Origin of the sequence: Noviherbaspirillum sp., from assembly GCF_035654295.1 — a bacterium.
Taxonomy (GTDB): Bacteria; Pseudomonadota; Gammaproteobacteria; order Burkholderiales; family Burkholderiaceae_D; genus Noviherbaspirillum.
The window spans coordinates 1-16,311 of the sequence record NZ_DASRXF010000102.1 but is presented as its reverse complement, the minus strand read 5'-3'; the positions used below and the strand labels follow the sequence as shown (position 1 = coordinate 16,311).

Annotated in this window: 20 protein-coding genes; 4 read left to right on the top strand and 16 right to left on the bottom strand. The window is 60.5% G+C overall.

Annotated elements, in window-relative coordinates:
- Nucleotides 1-187: 187 nt before the first annotated feature.
- Complete coding sequence (locus tag VFF99_RS11085; protein ID WP_325017827.1) at nucleotides 188-649, top strand: signal peptide prediction; 462 nt, start codon at nucleotides 188-190, stop codon at nucleotides 647-649.
- 5 nt (nucleotides 650-654) lie between these two features.
- Here VFF99_RS11085 and ruvC read toward each other — a convergent pair whose 3' ends face one another.
- The 9 genes from ruvC to tyrS all read right to left on the bottom strand — a co-directional run bounded on the left by ruvC (nucleotide 655) and on the right by tyrS (nucleotide 7,658).
- The gene (gene ruvC, locus VFF99_RS11080; protein WP_325017825.1) at nucleotides 655-1,197 is read right to left on the bottom strand and encodes a crossover junction endodeoxyribonuclease RuvC; all 543 of its coding nucleotides are present in this window, start codon (nucleotides 1,195-1,197) and stop codon (nucleotides 655-657) included.
- The gene (locus tag VFF99_RS11075; protein WP_325017823.1) at nucleotides 1,194-1,547 is read right to left on the bottom strand and encodes a GIY-YIG nuclease family protein; all 354 of its coding nucleotides are present in this window, start codon (nucleotides 1,545-1,547) and stop codon (nucleotides 1,194-1,196) included. The genes ruvC and VFF99_RS11075 overlap by 4 nt, the downstream gene beginning before the upstream one ends.
- A gap of 63 nt (nucleotides 1,548-1,610) precedes the next feature.
- Entirely contained in the window at nucleotides 1,611-3,176 is a 1,566-nt protein-coding gene (gene purH / locus VFF99_RS11070) for a bifunctional phosphoribosylaminoimidazolecarboxamide formyltransferase/IMP cyclohydrolase (RefSeq protein WP_325017821.1), read from the bottom strand.
- A gap of 89 nt (nucleotides 3,177-3,265) precedes the next feature.
- Complete coding sequence (locus VFF99_RS11065) at nucleotides 3,266-3,499, bottom strand: Fis family transcriptional regulator (protein ID WP_325017819.1); 234 nt, start codon at nucleotides 3,497-3,499, stop codon at nucleotides 3,266-3,268.
- 27 nt (nucleotides 3,500-3,526) lie between these two features.
- A complete protein-coding gene (dusB, locus tag VFF99_RS11060; RefSeq protein WP_325017817.1) occupies nucleotides 3,527-4,543 on the bottom strand; it encodes a tRNA dihydrouridine synthase DusB in 1,017 nt (338 codons plus the stop codon).
- A 55-nt stretch (nucleotides 4,544-4,598) separates the two neighbouring features.
- Nucleotides 4,599-5,255 (bottom strand): histidine phosphatase family protein, encoded by a 657-nt coding sequence (locus tag VFF99_RS11055; protein WP_325017816.1) that lies wholly within the window; start codon nucleotides 5,253-5,255, stop codon nucleotides 4,599-4,601.
- A gap of 17 nt (nucleotides 5,256-5,272) precedes the next feature.
- Entirely contained in the window at nucleotides 5,273-5,908 is a 636-nt protein-coding gene (locus VFF99_RS11050) for a YbhB/YbcL family Raf kinase inhibitor-like protein (protein WP_325017814.1), read from the bottom strand.
- A gap of 41 nt (nucleotides 5,909-5,949) precedes the next feature.
- Nucleotides 5,950-6,405 carry a D-aminoacyl-tRNA deacylase gene (dtd, locus tag VFF99_RS11045; protein WP_325017812.1) on the bottom strand — a complete coding sequence of 152 codons (456 nt, stop codon included), beginning with the start codon at nucleotides 6,403-6,405 and terminating at the stop codon, nucleotides 5,950-5,952.
- Entirely contained in the window at nucleotides 6,402-7,658 is a 1,257-nt protein-coding gene (gene tyrS / locus VFF99_RS11040) for a tyrosine--tRNA ligase (protein ID WP_325017810.1), read from the bottom strand. The genes dtd and tyrS overlap by 4 nt, the downstream gene beginning before the upstream one ends.
- A gap of 352 nt (nucleotides 7,659-8,010) precedes the next feature.
- Between tyrS and VFF99_RS11035 the strand changes: the two genes are divergently transcribed.
- Together VFF99_RS11035 and VFF99_RS11030 are read left to right on the top strand one after the other, a co-directional pair.
- Nucleotides 8,011-9,378 carry a M23 family metallopeptidase gene (locus tag VFF99_RS11035; RefSeq protein ID WP_325017808.1) on the top strand — a complete coding sequence of 456 codons (1,368 nt, stop codon included), beginning with the start codon at nucleotides 8,011-8,013 and terminating at the stop codon, nucleotides 9,376-9,378.
- Nucleotides 9,379-9,449: 71 nt separating this feature from the next.
- On the top strand, nucleotides 9,450-10,574 hold the full coding sequence (locus VFF99_RS11030) for an anhydro-N-acetylmuramic acid kinase (RefSeq protein ID WP_325017807.1): 1,125 nt from the start codon (nucleotides 9,450-9,452) through the stop codon (nucleotides 10,572-10,574).
- A 65-nt stretch (nucleotides 10,575-10,639) separates the two neighbouring features.
- Here VFF99_RS11030 and erpA read toward each other — a convergent pair whose 3' ends face one another.
- The 6 genes from erpA to rplM form a co-directional block, all read right to left on the bottom strand.
- Entirely contained in the window at nucleotides 10,640-10,990 is a 351-nt protein-coding gene (gene erpA, locus VFF99_RS11025) for an iron-sulfur cluster insertion protein ErpA (RefSeq protein WP_325017805.1), read from the bottom strand.
- A gap of 50 nt (nucleotides 10,991-11,040) precedes the next feature.
- Complete coding sequence (locus VFF99_RS11020) at nucleotides 11,041-11,430, bottom strand: polymer-forming cytoskeletal protein (protein WP_325017803.1); 390 nt, start codon at nucleotides 11,428-11,430, stop codon at nucleotides 11,041-11,043.
- A 14-nt stretch (nucleotides 11,431-11,444) separates the two neighbouring features.
- Complete coding sequence (locus VFF99_RS11015) at nucleotides 11,445-12,197, bottom strand: DUF6776 family protein (protein WP_325017802.1); 753 nt, start codon at nucleotides 12,195-12,197, stop codon at nucleotides 11,445-11,447.
- Between the two features lie 15 nt (nucleotides 12,198-12,212).
- Nucleotides 12,213-13,256: an N-acetyl-gamma-glutamyl-phosphate reductase gene (argC, locus tag VFF99_RS11010; protein WP_325017800.1), complete on the bottom strand. Its 1,044-nt coding sequence runs from the start codon at nucleotides 13,254-13,256 to the stop codon at nucleotides 12,213-12,215.
- A gap of 137 nt (nucleotides 13,257-13,393) precedes the next feature.
- A complete protein-coding gene (gene rpsI, locus VFF99_RS11005) occupies nucleotides 13,394-13,786 on the bottom strand; it encodes a 30S ribosomal protein S9 (protein WP_325017798.1) in 393 nt (130 codons plus the stop codon).
- Between the two features lie 9 nt (nucleotides 13,787-13,795).
- Nucleotides 13,796-14,224, bottom strand: a complete 429-nt coding sequence (gene rplM / locus VFF99_RS11000) for a 50S ribosomal protein L13 (RefSeq protein ID WP_325017796.1) — start codon at nucleotides 14,222-14,224, stop codon at nucleotides 13,796-13,798.
- Between the two features lie 512 nt (nucleotides 14,225-14,736).
- On the opposite strand from rplM, the gene VFF99_RS10995 reads away from it, so the two are divergent.
- On the top strand, nucleotides 14,737-15,186 hold the full coding sequence (locus tag VFF99_RS10995; protein ID WP_325017795.1) for an OsmC family protein: 450 nt from the start codon (nucleotides 14,737-14,739) through the stop codon (nucleotides 15,184-15,186).
- Nucleotides 15,187-15,213: 27 nt separating this feature from the next.
- On the opposite strand, the gene coq7 is transcribed toward VFF99_RS10995, so the two are convergent.
- Nucleotides 15,214-15,840 (bottom strand): 2-polyprenyl-3-methyl-6-methoxy-1,4-benzoquinone monooxygenase, encoded by a 627-nt coding sequence (gene coq7, locus VFF99_RS10990; RefSeq protein ID WP_325017794.1) that lies wholly within the window; start codon nucleotides 15,838-15,840, stop codon nucleotides 15,214-15,216.
- Between the last annotated feature and the right edge of the window lie 471 nt (nucleotides 15,841-16,311).

Here is a 16,311-nt window from a genome sequence, read left to right as displayed (position 1 = left end):
GCGGCCTATCATGATGAACGAAGACAAGAAAAGTTAGCTGCATCATACAGGACATTGCAAGCTTGCCGGCGCAGGATTTTTTCCAATGAAAGAGGCTCTAAACGACCATTTCGTTCCCGACACGGAATGTCTCGCGGAACGCTTGCAAGGCAAGCCTCGGGACATCCGTTTGCGGCGTGCAAAGCAGATGCGTACCTTGCTCCAACTATTGCTGAACAGGCGCTTCATCCGGCGGCCACTGTCCTGGTTGGGGACCGGCCTTGGGATTGCCTGGGCATCGCCGCTCACGGCCTTCGGGCTGCTGCTCGCGCTTCCGGTGATCGTGTACCGGGGCGAGGCGCGTCTGGTGCGCGGCTCCACACCCGCCATCCTCGCACGCGGCCCGTTCGCCGACGCCATGCTGAGCCGCCATCCCTTCGGCGTGATGAATGCAATGGCACTCGGCCATGTGGTCATCGCGATGCATGACGGATTGTCACCCCGCGTGCTGGTGCATGAGCTGGCGCATGTGCGCCAGGCGGCTCGCTGGGGAATCGTGTTTCCCTTCGCCTATCTCGCTTCCAGCGCCTGGGCCGCACTGCGCGGCAAGGACGCCTACTGGCACAACCGATTCGAGATCGCGGCCCGCAAGGCCGAGAAGCACATCTAGCCGATTTAGCCGATCAGGCGGCCGCGGCGCACCCGCACGCCCTTTTTCGTCAGTGCCGGCGCAAGGTCGCCGAGCGCAGACAGTGCCTCTCCGCTGTGGGCATGGCAGATCGCCACGCCGAGTGCATCCGCGGCATCGGTGCCCGGCGTGCCGGACAAGGCCAGCAAACGCTGCACCATGTCCTGCATCTGATGCTTCTGCGCCTGGCCGTGTCCCACGACGGCCTTCTTGATCTGCAGCGCGGTGTACTCGGCCACCGCGAGATCGGCGCCGACCAGCGCGCAGATCGCGGCGCCGCGCGCCTGCCCGAGCAGGAGCGTGGACTGCGGGTTCACGTTCACGAAGACTTTTTCGATCGCCGCGCAATCGGGTGAATAGGTGCGGATGATTTCCGAGACGCCGGAGAGAATCACCTTCAGGCGCTGCGGGAGGTCGGCGTCCGGGGTCTTGATGGTGCCGGATGCGATGTAGCTGAGCTTGTTGCCATGCTTTTGGATGAGACCGAAGCCCGTGGTGCGCAGGCCGGGGTCGATGCCGAGGATTTTCATTGCTTACACGAGGCCGGCATACAGGTATTCCAGTACGGGTTCGCCTTTTCGATCAGTTCGATTTTCCAGGCTCGCTTCCATTCCTTGAGTTGCTTTTCGCGGGCGATAGCTGATTCTATCGAATCGGATTGTTCGAACCAAACCAAATTGTCGATGTTGTAGCGGGAAGTGAAACCTTCGACAAGCTTGGCCTTGTGCTGGTAAACACGTCTGACGAGGTCGCTCGTCACTCCGATGTAGAGCGTGCCATTTCTGCCACTGGCGAGGATATAAACGTATGCCAAGTACGACTCGCTCAAATTCAAATCCGTCATCCCGACGAAAGTCGGGATCCAGCGTCGTTCAACCACCGTTTCACGTCGCTGGATTCCGGCTTTTGCCGGAATGACGGCTGTTTTGCCGGGGCGCGTGAATCAATGCCGGAAGTGACGCGTCCCCGTAAACAGCATCACCACGCCGCGCTCATCCGCCGCATCGATCACTTCCTGGTCGCGCATCGAACCGCCCGGATGGATCACGCAAGTCGCGCCGGCATCGACCACGACATCGAGACCGTCACGGAACGGGAAGAATGCATCCGAGGCCACGGCCGAACCGGCGAGCGTCAGGCCGGCGTTCTGCGCCTTGATGGATGCGATGCGCGCGGAATCGACGCGGCTCATCTGGCCGGCGCCCACACCCAGCGTCATGCCGTTGCCGCAGAAAACGATCGCGTTCGACTTCACGAACTTGGCGACGCGCCATGCGAACATCAGGTCCTGCATCTGCTGCGGCGTCGGCTGCTTCTTGGTGACGACCTTCAGCTCGGCCACGGCGACATTCTTGGCATCCGGCGATTGCAGCAGCAGGCCGCCGCCGACGCGCTTGAGGTCGTATGCATTGACCGCAGTGCCCAGCGGGATTTCGAGCAGGCGGACATTCTGCTTGGCGGCGAACACTTGCTTCGCCTCGGCGGTGAACGCGGGCGCGATCAGGACTTCGACGAACTGCTTGGCCACGGCCTCGGCCGCCTTGCCGTCCAGCTCGCGGTTGAAGGCGATGATGCCGCCGAAGGCGGATGTCGGGTCGGTCTGGAATGCCTTGCTGTAGGCTTCGAGCGGGTTCGCGCCGACGGCCACGCCGCAAGGATTCGCATGCTTGATGATCACGCAGGCGGTTTCATCGAAGGTCTTGACGCACTCCCAGGCGGCGTCGGCGTCGGCGATGTTGTTGTATGAGAGTTCCTTGCCCTGCAGCTGCTTGTAGTTGGCGAGCGAGCCGGCCACCGGCGCGAGGTCGCGGTAGAACGCCGCGGACTGGTGCGGGTTCTCGCCATAGCGCATTTCCTGGACTTTCTCGAAGTGCAGGTTGAACGTCTGCGGATAGGCGCTGCGGGTTGCGTGCTGCTTGTCTTCGCCGAGCGCGGTCAGGTAGTTGGTGATGGCGCCGTCATATTGGGCGGTGTGCGCGAACACCTTCTTGGCGAGCGCGAACTTGGTGTCATAGCTGACCTCGCCCTGGTTCGCCTTCATTTCGTCCAGCACGCGGCCATAGTCGGCCGGGTCGCAGATCACCACCACATCCTTGTGGTTCTTGGCGGAGGAACGCAGCATGGTCGGGCCGCCGATGTCGATGTTCTCGATCGCATCTTCCAGCGTGCACTGGTCCTTGGCGACGGTCTGCTGGAACGGGTACAGGTTCACCACCACCATGTCGATGGTCGGGATGCCGTGCTTCTCGAGCGCGGCGACATGCTCGGGAAGGTCGCGGCGGGCCAGGATGCCGCCGTGCACCTTCGGATGCAGGGTCTTCACGCGGCCGTCGAGCATCTCGGGGAAACCGGTGTAGTCGGCGACTTCCGTCACCTTCACGCCATTGTCAGCCAGCAGTTTTGCCGTGCCGCCGGTGGACAGGATGTTGACGCCCTGGGCCGCGAGGGCCTTGGCGAAATCGAGGACACCGGTCTTGTCGGAAACCGAGATAAGCGCTTGTTTGATCATGATGGTGGTCTTGCGATAGTGATGGATAACGAAAAAACAGTGCGGACCTCCCGGTGCGCACTGTTTTTTCGTTATCGGTCACGCAAAGCTCAGAGCAGCCCGTGCTGCTGCAGTTTCTTGCGCAAGGTATTGCGGTTGATGCCCAGCATTTCCGCGGCCAGCGACTGGTTGCCGTCGGCCCGCGCCATCACCGCTTCCAGGATCGGTTTCTCAACGGTAAAGACCACCATTTCATAGACGTTCGAAGGTTGCTGTTCGCCGAGGTCCTTGAAGTACTTCTCAAGGCTCTTCTTGACGACGTCCTGGATGTTGTCTTTGCTCATTGCTGTGATGGGTATTGTTATAGTGGGTCAGGCAGCCAGCTTTTCCGCGGCAAGGCCGTATTGTAACCGCTCGCCGTGCGCAATTTGCGATTCAAAGAAGGCATCGACCGCGGCCAGCTGTTCTTCGCAGCTTTCAAGGCGGTTCATGCGCTGCCGGAATGCTTCGCCTCCGGGCAGGTCGCGCACATACCAGCCGATGTGCTTGCGCGCCGTGCGCAATCCCATGTACTCGCCATAGAACGCGTAGTGCGCTTGTAAGTGCTCGCTCATCAGGGCGCGCACCTCGTTCACGAAGGGCGCGGGGAGGTGTTCGCCGGTGCGCAGGTAATGGTCGATCTCGCGGAAAATCCAGGGACGTCCCTGTGCCGCGCGGCCGATCATGATGGCGTCGGCGCCGGTGACCTGCAATACAAACCTGGCCTTCTCCGGCGTCGTGATGTCGCCATTGGCGACGACGGGGATGGCAACCGCCGCCTTGACCGCCGCGATGGTGTCGTATTCCGCTTCGCCGCTGTAACCGTCGGCGCGCGTGCGTCCGTGCAGGGTCAGCATGGCGATGCCGGCTTGCTCCGCCATGCGCGCGATGGTGAGCGCATTCTTGTTCTCGCGGTTCCAGCCGGTGCGGAATTTCAGCGTGACCGGGACATCGACGGCGGAGACGACCGCATCGAGGATTTCACCCACGAGTTTCTCGTTCTGCAGGAGTGCGGAACCGCACCAGCTGTTGCAGACTTTCTTGACCGGACATCCCATGTTGATGTCGATGATCTGCGCGCCGCGGTCGACATTGAACTTCGCGCACGTCGCAAGAATGGCCGGATCGGCGCCGGCGATCTGCACCGCCTTGGGTTCCATCTCGCCGTCGTGGTTGGTGCGCCGCGCGGTTTTCTCGCTGGCCCACAGGCGCGGATCGGACGCGGCCATTTCCGACACCGCATAGCCTGCGCCGAGCTGCTTGCACAGCTGACGGAAAGGCCGGTCCGTCACTCCGGCCATGGGAGCGACGAACACGTTGTTGCGAAGGATATGCGGACCGATATTCACGGGATTGGAGGAATTGCGCGGGAATCCGCTATTTTAGCCCGTCCGGCGGGAAAGCTCAGCCGCGGTCGACTTCGTCGAGTGCTTCGGCCTCGAGTTCCTGCAGGTGCGCAACGTCGCCCCACTGGGCGATCTGCAGCGCACTGCCGTCCCAGGTGAAGCGGTTGACGCTGGCGTTGAGGATGTCGAAGTCACGCGCATGGGAAAAGCCGAGGCCTTGCGCATGGCGGTACGCGCATTCGAGCACGCCGCCGTGCGCCACCATGGCAACGCGCCGGTACGCGTTCTCCGACACGATGCGAGTGATCGTGCTCACCACGCGCTGAGCGAATTCACGCAGGGTTTCGGCGACATGCACACCCTGCGGAAAGCGCGCGTCGATATCGCGCGCCTGCCACGCCGCATACGCTTCAGGAAAGCGCTGGCTGATCTCGCCGTACAGCATGCCCTCGAACGCGCCGTAGCAGCGCTCGCGCAGGCCGCGGTCCAGCTGCACTTCCATGCCACGCGGCGCGGCAATCGCTTGCGCGGTCTGCCGCGCGCGTTGCAAGTCGCTGGAAAAAATCGCATCCAGCGGCTGCTCGCGCAATGCGCGCCCAAGTGCGGCTGCCTGGCGCTCGCCTTCCTCGTTGAGCGGGATATCGAGATGGCCTTGCAGCCGCTTCCTGGCGTTCCATGCCGTTTCGCCGTGGCGGATCAACAGGATTTCAGTCACATATGCTCCAGTGATTCTCAACCGGCCAGTTGCGGATTGAGGATATAGGTTCCGGTCAGTTTCGCTTCCGCGAGGATGTGCCCCTTCATCGCATCGCGCACCTGCTGCCCGGTGAACTTGCCTTCGACTTTCAGTCCTTCGACGTCGAGCGCATACAGGGTGAACACGTAGTGGTGCACGATGGAATCGTTCCACGGCGGGCACGGGCCGTCATAGCCGAAGTAATCGCCGGACATGTCCTTGTCGCCGGCGAACCAGCCGGTGTAGTCGTTGACGCCGTGGCGTCCCGGCAGGCCGCCGCTGATGGCCGGCCCCGGCTTGCCGCGCGGCGTGACTTCCTTGCTGTACTGGCCGGCGGCAATCTCATTCAGGTTGGGTGGCAGGTCGACCATCACCCAGTGGAAAAAATCCACGCGCGGCAGGTCGGCCGGAACGGTCTTGCCTTCCTGGTTGACGTCGTCGCCACGGGAGGGCACGTCGTAGTCATGGCAGACCAGCGCGAAGGACTTCGTTCCGGTCGGCACCTCGCTCCATGCGAGATGCGGATTCTTGTTGGACGACAGCGCGACATGCGCCTTCGGATCGATCACGCCGAACGCAAACTCGCCGGGAATGACAGCACCATCCTTGAATGAATCGCTCCAGATTTTCATCGACGCCTCCTTGTGGTTGGGTTGTGATGCACAGCGTATATTCAGCTCATGTTTTGCGGCTTGATCTGCAACCAGAAGGTGACCGGACCATCGTTGGTCAGCGACACCTGCATGTGCGCGCCGAACTCGCCCGTTTCGACGACGGCATGCCTGGCGCGCGCCTGCGCCACGAAATGATCGAACAGCCTTTTCCCCTCTGCAGGAGCGGCCGCCGGCGTGAACGACGGACGCGTGCCGGATTGTGTGTCGGCGGCGAGCGTGAACTGCGGAACCAGCAGCAAGCCGCCGCTCGTGTCGGCGATGCTGCGGTTCATCTTTCCGGCCTCGTCGGCGAACACGCGATACGACAGGAGCTTGGCCAGCAAGGCATCCGCTTCCTTGACGGTATCGTTCCGCTCGGCACAGAGGAGCACCATCAGGCCCGGACCGACTGCGCCGACGGTTGCCCCGTCGACTACGACTTTCGCTTCCAGGACCCGCTGCAGCAGCGCAATCATCCTAGCGTGACGCGGGCAAACTTGCGCTTGCCGACCTGCAGCACGAAGGTGCCGGCTTCGACCTTCAATCCCTTGTCGCTCACCGTCTCGCCATCGATGCGCACACCGCCCTGCTCCACCATGCGCAGCGCTTCCGACGAGGAAGCGCACAGGTTCGCCTGCTTGAGCAACTGCCCGATGCCGAGCGGCGCGCCGCTGATGCTGACTTCCGGAATGTCGTCCGGAATGCCGCCCCTGGCGCGGTTGTTGAAGTCGGCAAGCGCGTCTTCGGCAGCCTGCTGCGAGTGGAAGCGCGTGACGATTTCCTGCGCCAGCAGCACCTTGATGTCGCGCGGGTTGCGGCCGCCGTCCACATCCTTCTTGAACTGCGCGATCTCAGCGATGGAGCGGAACGACAGCAGCTCGTAGTAGCGCCACATCATCGTGTCGGAAATGCTCATCAGCTTGGCGAACATCGTATTGGCCGGCTCGGTGATGCCGACGTAGTTGTTCTTGGACTTCGACATCTTCTCGACGCCGTCCAGTCCTTCGAGCAAGGGCATGGTCAGGATGCACTGCGGTTCCTGGCCGTAATCCTTCTGCAGCTCGCGGCCGACCAGCAGGTTGAATTTCTGGTCGGTACCGCCGAGCTCGAGGTCGGACTGCAGCGCGACGGAGTCGTAACCCTGCATCAAGGGATACAGGAATTCGTGCACCGAAATGGGCGTGCCGGCTTTGAAACGCTTTGTAAAATCGTCACGTTCGAGCATGCGCGCAACGGTATATTTTGCAGCGAGCTGGATCATGCCGCGCGCGCCGAGGGGATCGCACCATTCCGAGTTGTAACGGATCTCGGTGCGTGCCGGATCGAGCACGAGGCTGGCCTGCGCAAAGTAGGTTTTGGCGTTCTCTTCAATCTGCTCGCGGGTGAGCGGCGGACGGGTCGCATTGCGGCCGGACGGATCGCCGATCATCGAGGTGAAATCGCCGATCAGAAAGATAACGTTGTGGCCCAGATTTTGCAGCTGGCGCATCTTGTTCAACACGACCGTGTGGCCGAGATGCAGATCGGGTGCGGTCGGGTCGAGGCCGAGTTTGATGCGAAGCGGCGTGCCGGTTTTTTCCGAGCGCGCCAGCTTTTGCGCGAATTCCGCTTCGATCAGCAGTTCGTCGACACCGCGTTTGGTCACTGCCAGGGCTTCCTTCACGGAGTCCGACAAGGGCAGCGGCTCGACCGGTGCATTGTTCGTTTGCAATTTCTGGGAGTCGTTCATGGGCTGACGAAAATTAAGGTGCGACAGTGAAAGTTCAATACCATGTGTTTGGTATAATTCCTGCTCATTTTCAACCTTGCAGCACAGCAACGCAGCAAGTCGAAAAAGCGGAGCTTGTAACGCGGCACCGCAACCTGCCTGGGACTACCGCGCAGCCATTCGATTCCACGGCTGCACCCCAAGCCGGCTTGTCCGCAATGACTACTTACAAGCTCACGGGTAGTTTCAGAAAGCATGTCGATCGCCTTACGGCGGATGACAAGTGCATTTTTTGTGCGCCTCATCCTCGCCGGCCGGCTGATCCGATTTCTGGCAACGCCCTCGGTCAAAACAGCAGATTTTAACTTATTGCATGCTCACTACAGACAAAATCCTGAGACTGGGCTCGAGCAGCAAGCAACTCTTCGCATCGTCGCGCAAGACGCGCGTCGTCTATGCATCGGCCATCTTCCTTGCCGTGATCGCCTTCGGTGCCGCCGGTGTCGCGCCGATGGCACCCGATGCCGCCGACCTGCCGGTCAAATCCATCGTCGAAGAACTTGCCGTACCCAGCCTGTCCGAGCAGATCGCAAAGCTGCAATCCGATGAACAGCTCTACCTCCGCGAAGAAAAGGTCCGCCCCGGCGATACGCTGGCGACCCTGTTGTCGCGCCTGGGCGTAAATGACGAAGCGGCGGCGAACTTCATCAAATCGGATCGCGTGGCCTATGGCGTGCTCAAGCTCAAGGCGGGTCGCCGCGTGCAGGCGCAGACGAACGAGGAAGGCCAGCTCCAACGCCTGACTGCGACACTGAGCGAGGGCAACGGCCAGCCGGTGCGCAATCTCGTGATCGCGCGCGAAGCGAACGGCTTTACCGCATCGGAAGACTCGGCCGCAGTCGAACGCCGCATCGAAATGCGGACCGGCGAGATCCGCTCCTCGCTGTTTGCGGCCACCGACACTGCCCAGATCCCCGACAGCATCGCGATGCAGATCGTGGACATGTTTTCAACCAACATTGACTTTGCTTCCGACCTGCGCCGCGGGGACCGCTTCAATGTGGTCTACGAAACCTTCTGGCAGCACGGCGAACTGGTCCGCACCGGGCGGGTACTGGCCGGCGAGTTCTACAACGGCGCCAGCAAGTACCAGTCGGTCTGGTTCGATGAACCGGGCAGCAAGCAAGGCGGAGGCTACTACTCCTTCGACGGCAAATCGCTCAAGAAGGCTTTCCTGAAATCGCCGCTGGAATTCAGCCGCGTATCATCTGGCTTCTCCATGCGCGTGCATCCGATTTCCGGGAAATGGAAACAGCACAAGGGCGTCGATTTTGCCGCGCCCACCGGCACGCCTATCCGCGCGGCTGGCGATGGCGTCATCGATTTCGCCGGCACCCAGGGCGGCTACGGCAATGTGGTCGTGATCAAGCACTGGAACAATTACTCGACCGCCTACGCCCACATGAGCCGCTTCGCGGCCGGCATGCGCAAGGGTGCGAAGGTCAACCAGGGCGAAGTGATCGGTTATGTCGGCAGCACCGGCTGGTCCACCGGCCCGCATCTGCACTATGAGTTCCGCGTCAACAACGAGCCGCGCGACCCGATGTCGATCAGCATCCCCAGTGCACAGCCGCTGGCGGGAGCCGACCTGCAGCGCTTCAAGTCCGTTGCCGAGGAAATGCGCCATCGCTTCGCGCTGCTGAATCCGCAAAACAACGGGATCAAGCTGGCATCGAAGTAATTCCGCATATCAAATCGCGATCAACCGTTCAGGGGCCGGTACAATCCAATGAACCCTTGAACGGTTTTTTTATGCCCGATCCACAGAACAAGCAATACATCGGACTCATGTCCGGCACCAGCCTCGACGGTGTCGATGGCGTATTGGCCGAATTTGCACCGGACGGCACCATCCGGACCATCGCCGCCGCCTACCTGCCCTTCCCTCCAGCCCTGCGCGAGGACCTGCTGAAACTGCAGGCGCCGAGCGAGAATGAAATCCATCTGGAAGCCTTGTCGGCGAACGGGCTGGCCCACGTGTATGCCGCTTGTGTAACGGACCTGCTTGCCAACGCGGGGGTAACGGCAGAAAGCGTCCATGCCGTAGGGGCGCACGGGCAGACAATCCGCCACCGCCCGGAATCGGGCTATACATGGCAGACCGGTAACCCCGCGCTGCTGGCCGAGCTGACGGGGATCGACGTCGTGGCCGACTTCCGCAGCCGCGACATTGCAGCGGGCGGACAGGGAGCCCCGCTTGTGCCGGCGTTCCATCAAGCGGTGTTCGGGAATGCAGAGGAAGTCCGGGTCGTCGCCAATATCGGCGGCATCGGGAATATCAGCGTGCTGGATCGATGCCGCGGGATCACCGGCTTCGATACCGGGCCCGGCAACGTGCTGATGGACGCGTGGATCAGCCGGCATCTCGGCAAGCCGTACGACGCGGGCGGTGCATGGGCGGCAAGCGGCACTGAAATCCCGGCGCTGCTGACCGAGATGATGGCAGAGCCGTATATCGCTTTGCCTCCGCCGAAAAGCACCGGACGTGACCTGTTCCATGCCGATTGGCTCGCCGCCAAGCTGACTGGCTACACGGCGGCTTCGCCTGAGGACGTGCAAGCAACACTTGCGGCATTCACCGCAGAATCGATCGCGGAAGCGGTGGCGAAGCATGCGGCCAATGCGGCTGCGGTCTATGTTTGCGGGGGCGGCGCGTGCAACAGCCACCTGATGCAACGCCTGCAGCAATCGCTTGACGCCCGCAAGCATCAGGCCCGGGTGCAGTCCACGGACGCGCTCCGCATTTCACCCAACCACGTGGAAGCCCTCGCCTTTGCATGGCTCGCACATCGATTCAGCGAACGCAAGGCAGGCAATCTGCCCCGCGTGACCGGCGCGAGCGGATTGCGTATTCTCGGAGCGCTCTATCCGGCCTAGATTCGGATGTCAGAAACAAAAAAGCGCAGGCTGACCTGCGCTTTTCTTGATCCTGGATAACTTCTTCAGGCGGTGAACGACGATCCGCAACCGCAAGTGGTGGTGGCGTTCGGGTTCTTGATGACGAACTGTGCGCCTTCGAGATCATCCTTGTAATCGATTTCCGCGCCGACGAGGTACTGGTAGCTCATCGAGTCGATCAGCAGTTGTACGCCGTTCTTGGTCATCGTCGTGTCGTCTTCATTGACGATTTCATCGAACGTGAAGCCGTACTGGAAACCGGAACACCCGCCACCCTGCACGAAGACGCGGAGTTTCAGGTCCGGATTACCTTCTTCCTCGATCAGTTGTGCAACCTTGGCTGCGGCGCTGTCGGTAAAGACGATCGGATCGGGCATTTCGGTCACTGCATTCATTTCAGGCTCCTGCTAATTTCGATGGCTTAATTATAGACGCTTGACGGGTATCACGTGTTCGACAGCGCGAGCTTCAACACCGGCTCGCCGACCTGTTCATGGGTAAGCTTTCCCGCCACCAACGCACCGCCATGCATTTCCAGCGCCTTGTAGTTCACATCTCCTGTTATGCGGGCGCGCGGCTGCAATTCAAGGAGCTCGGAAGAATAAACCGGGCCAACGATCTCGCCGTTCACGACAACGTGCGCTGCCCGGACTTCGCCTTCCACCTTCGCATGCTCGGAGATGACGAGCATGCACGGTTCCTCACCTTCGCCAATGACGTTGCCCTTGACCTGACCATCGATGCGCAAACCGCCCTGGAAACGTACGTTACCCTCGATCTTGGTCGAAATACCGATGAGGCTGTCGATCGTGCCCTTGTTCTTGCGGCCTAACATGCTGGCTCTCCTTTTTACAAATTCGCGGCTTGTTGCGCGCGGACCTGGCCGTTCTCGAGTACGCGTGCCTGGACCATTTTCGTCGCGGCACCTTCGGGCAGGGTAAGCACCCCTTCCACGCGCTGATAATGCATGAAGCTGAGCTTGAATTTATCCTGATCGGCAGGAACTGCCGGGAAAGTCATCATAGCACTTTTGCCGTCGTGCAGAGTTGTCACCAGGAGTTGCAAACTGCCAACGAAACGCCGATCCCCCTTGCCGCCTTGCATGATCAGCAAGCGGTAGCGCAGCTGGTTCGGTGCTATTTGATCAATCTTCAAGCGCCGGATCGCAATACCGGCCGGACCGGTCGCGTTCGGCAACAGGCTTTCGAAGAACGCCAGGTCCTCTTTGAGGCGCATGTTGTCTGCTTCGAGCGACTTTACCTGCGCCGCCAGCTGCTTCTGCGCCGAGCGTTCGATGTTCAGCTGGCTTTCGGCCGCATTGGCCGTGGCCGAGAGCTGGTCGCGCTCGGCGGTGACCTTGTCGAGTTGCTCCCGGTAGTGGGCCAGTTGCGCTCGCGCGTCGTCCGGGGTGACCGGGGCGAACCCGCCGTCGCCGTAAAGCCACATTGCCGCGGCACCGGCCAGCACCGCAAGGACAACGATCAGGATCCGCGTCGGCCACGGCGTGCGCGTCCTGATCGTCATCTTCGGCGACGACACGGACATGCGCCGCCGCCAGAGCCGTAACTTCATCGAGTTGAAGGGCGATGTCGATTGCGTCATGCGGATTCCGGTTGCTTAGGGCAATACCGGAATGTGCATCAATCCTGCTGATTCATCAATACCGAACATGATGTTCATGCACTGCACGCCCTGCCCTGCCGCGCCTTTCACCAGGTTGTCCTCGACGACGAGAATCACCAGCTGGTCGCCGCCATCCGGACGGTGCACGGCGATGCGCAGCTTGTTCGATGCGCGCACCGAGCGGGTTTCGGGATGGCTGCCCGCCGGCATGACGTCGACGAATTTCTCGCCCTTGAAGTGGTTTTCGTACAACGCCTGGAAGTCGGTGTCACGCGCTTCGGGAAGGATGTTCGCGTAAAGCGTCGAGTGAATACCTCGGATCATCGGCACCAGGTGCGGCACGAAGGTCAAGGCAATCTTCCGGCCGGCGATCGCCTGCAGGCCTTGCGTCGTTTCCGGCAGGTGGCGATGGCCCTTCACTCCGTATGCCTTGAAGTTGTCCGCAGCTTCTGCGAGCAGCGTGTGGACCTCCGCCTTGCGCCCGGCACCCGACACACCCGACTTGCAGTCCGCAATCAGGCTGGTCTCATGAACCAGCGGCTTGCCCTGCGCGAGGAGCGGCGCGAAGCCGAGCTGCATCGACGTCGGATAGCATCCGGGCAGGCCGATCACGCGGGCCTTCTGGATGGCCGCGCGGTTCACTTCAGGCAGTCCGTACACCGCCTCTTCCAGTATGTCGATGCAGGAATGCGGCATGCCGTACCACTTTTCAAACTCGGCCGGATCCTTGAGGCGGAAGTCTGCGGCGAGGTCGATCACCTTCACGCCGGCAGCGAGCAGTTCGCGCGCCTGCGCCATCGCGACGCCATGGGGCGTCGCGAAGAACACCACGTCGCACTCGGTCAGTTTTGCCTTCTCCGGCGTGGAAAAGGCGAGGTCGACAAAGCCGCGCAAGGAGGGGAACATGTCGGCGACCGGCATGCCATCTTCCTTGCGCGACGTGATGGCGGTAAGTTGAACGTGGGGATGCGCAGCCAGGAGGCGCAGCAACTCCACGCCCGTGTAACCTGTGCCGCCGACGATGCCGACCTTGATCATGTCTGTTCCTTGCTGAAGAGGTTGAAACGAATTCCGAAATTTTAACAGCGGTGCCTGCCTCATCACTGCAGCGCACCAAAAAGCAAAAAGCCGCCAGGCGCGAACCTGGCGGCTTTTCGATGTTCTGAAAACGCAGATTAGCGCTTGGAGAACTGCTTCGCGCGGCGTGCTTTGCGCAGGCCGACTTTCTTACGCTCGACTTCACGTGCGTCACGGGTAACGAAGCCTGCCTTGGACAGATCTGCCTTCAGGGCTGCATCGTAGTCGATCAGCGCACGGGTGATGCCGTGGCGAACCGCACCTGCCTGGCCGGACTCGCCGCCGCCGTGCACGTTGACGAGGATGTCGAAGCGCTCGGTGTTACCGGTGAGTTCCAGCGGCTGACGGATAACCATCAGACCGGTTTCGCGGGAAAAGTATTCCGCTGCCGGCTTGCCGTTGACAACGATGTTGCCGCTGCCTGCCTTGATGAAAACGCGAGCCACTGCACTCTTGCGACGGCCGGTTCCGTAGTTGTAGTTACCGATCATGTCCGTTCCTTAAAATTCGAGTGCCTTGGGCTGCTGGGCGGAGTGCGGATGGCTGCCATCTGCGTACACCTTCAGCTTCTTGATCATTGCGTAGCCGAGCGGACCCTTGGGCAGCATGCCCTTGACGGCCTTCTCGAGCGCGCGGCCCGGAAAACGCTGTTGCATCTTCTGGAAATTCGTTTCGTAGATACCGCCCGGATAGGTCGAGTGACGGTAGTAGGTCTTGTCCAGCGCCTTGTTGCCGGTCACGCGCAGCTTGCCTGCGTTGATGACGACGATGAAATCGCCCGTGTCGACGTGCGGAGTGAACTCGGGTTTGTGCTTGCCGCGCAGGCGGAGTGCCACTTCGCTGGCGACACGTCCGAGGACCTTGTCCGTTGCGTCAATCACGAACCACTCGCGCTTCACCTCTTGGGGTTTGGCGGAAAAGGTTTTCATGATGATGTCCTAAATAAAAAAATACTCGCTCAAATTGACGGCGGTTCCGCCCCTGATTCCAGCGGACTCAACCTTGTTATCTTTTCCTGAGCGAACGGAAAGCCTGAAATTTTAGCCTTTTCAAGGACTTGGCGTCAAATTGATTCTTTACGCCCGTCGCCTTTCGGGCAAAAAAAACCCGATGCGATCGGCATCGGGTTTGAATCCACACCAAAGGAGGAGGGTGGAGGAGACAATCTTTGGGTCGCTCTCGCATTACGAAATTTGCGACCAGCAACTAAATTTTACTGAATTTCATTGTGCAATGCAAGAAAAAGCCCCTTCATCACCCGCGAAAATACTGATCAGTCGCAAAAAACAATAGGCTTTTCAAATACTTACGCCGCTTTCACGATGTGGTTTTTTGTCCCGAATCGTGAATGACCACGCGCGGAAGGACAGCGCGGGACGATGCGAATCGCCTCATGTCAAACCAGTTACAATGAGCGCCTTCCGAAAAAAGCGAGAACTTCATGGAATGCACAGTACGCTGGACCGGCTTGTCCGGCATGACCTTTTTGGCTGAAACCGGGTCCGGCCACGTGGTGGCAATGGATGGCGCCCCGGAAGGCGGCGGCCGCAACCTCGCCCCGCGGCCGATGGAAGTTGTCTTGGCCGGCACGGGCGGATGCACCGCCTATGACGTGGTGCTGATCCTCAGGAAAAGCCAGCAGGATGTGCGCGGCTGCGACGTGACGTTGAAGTCCGAACGCGCAGAGAAGGATCCGAAGGTGTTCACCAAGGTCCACTTCCATTTCACTGTGCGTGGCCGCAACCTCAAGCCCAGCCTGGTCGAGCGCGCCATCAAACTGTCCCACGAAAAGTACTGCTCGGCGTCGATCATGCTCGAAAAAACCGCGCAGCTCACGCACTCGTTCGAAATCGTGGATGACTTGGCGGACGCCCCCGCCGCGACGGCATAACAGGGAGCGCGGGAAGGCGTCGCCCGCCTATATATAGTAGGCGGTGGTCGTCATGACCCTGGCCATGGCGCGCATGGCGGCCTGCACCGGGACGGGAGTGGCTGCCGCACCCATCGACTGCGCGGCAGCGCCGTGCTCGATCTCGTCGACCCGCATTTGCTCCACGATGGCCCGCGACTTTCCGTCGGATGCCGGCAGGAGCGTCAAGTGGCTGGCAAGATGCGCTTCGACCTGCCGCTCGGTCTCGACAACAAAACCCAGGCTGTGCGCATCGCCAATCCGCGCCGCCACCGCCCCCAGCGCATAAGCGCCGGCATACCAGAAGGGATTGAGCAGACTGACGCGGGATCCCAGCTCCTGCAGGCGCTGCGCAGTCCATGCCAGGTGATCCTCCTCTTCACGGCCCGCCTGGCGAAACTGGCGTCGCAACTCGTCATTCTTCGCAAAGGCCCCCTGCGCGTCATAGAGGGCCTGTGCGCACACTTCCCCTACATGGTTAACACGCATCAGCCCCGCGCTTCGACGGCGCTCGGCATCGTCGAGCTGAACGTCCGGAATCTTCACCGCCGGGTTCGGGCGCGACGCGGATGCCACGCCAGATACAACACGGACAAGCCTGTCCACACCTGAAATCAACTCATCGACATTCCACATCACTCACCTCCCTTGGCTAACAGTCGGCGGCAACCGGAAAGCACAGAACTTAAGGGAAACATATTAGACCGAAGCAATAAAAAATTTAGAAAGCGCCCTCATTTGCCGTTAAAAATTTAACTGGCATAAGAGTCACGCGACAAATATTTCCCGGATGGAACAAAATTTCGGCAGGAATTGCGCATTTATTGCTCTAACAGCATCAATTTCCGCCCGTCTGTTGTTACAAAGCCACATGATCCGTGGTGAAGCAACGGAATTGCCAAATTCTCTTTGCCCAAAATGAACACATTTGATGAAATCGCTAATAGCTTCTTAGCCATAGCGGCGGGAAGTGTCGGCAGGGACGTTACCACTAGTGGCCTTGCTGAGTGCAATAGAAGGCAATTCAAAAAAATTTTAGCACGCCAACCCTTGGAGATTTGTTAATGAAAAAATCGCTTCTCGCACTGGCAGTTCTGGGTGCATTCG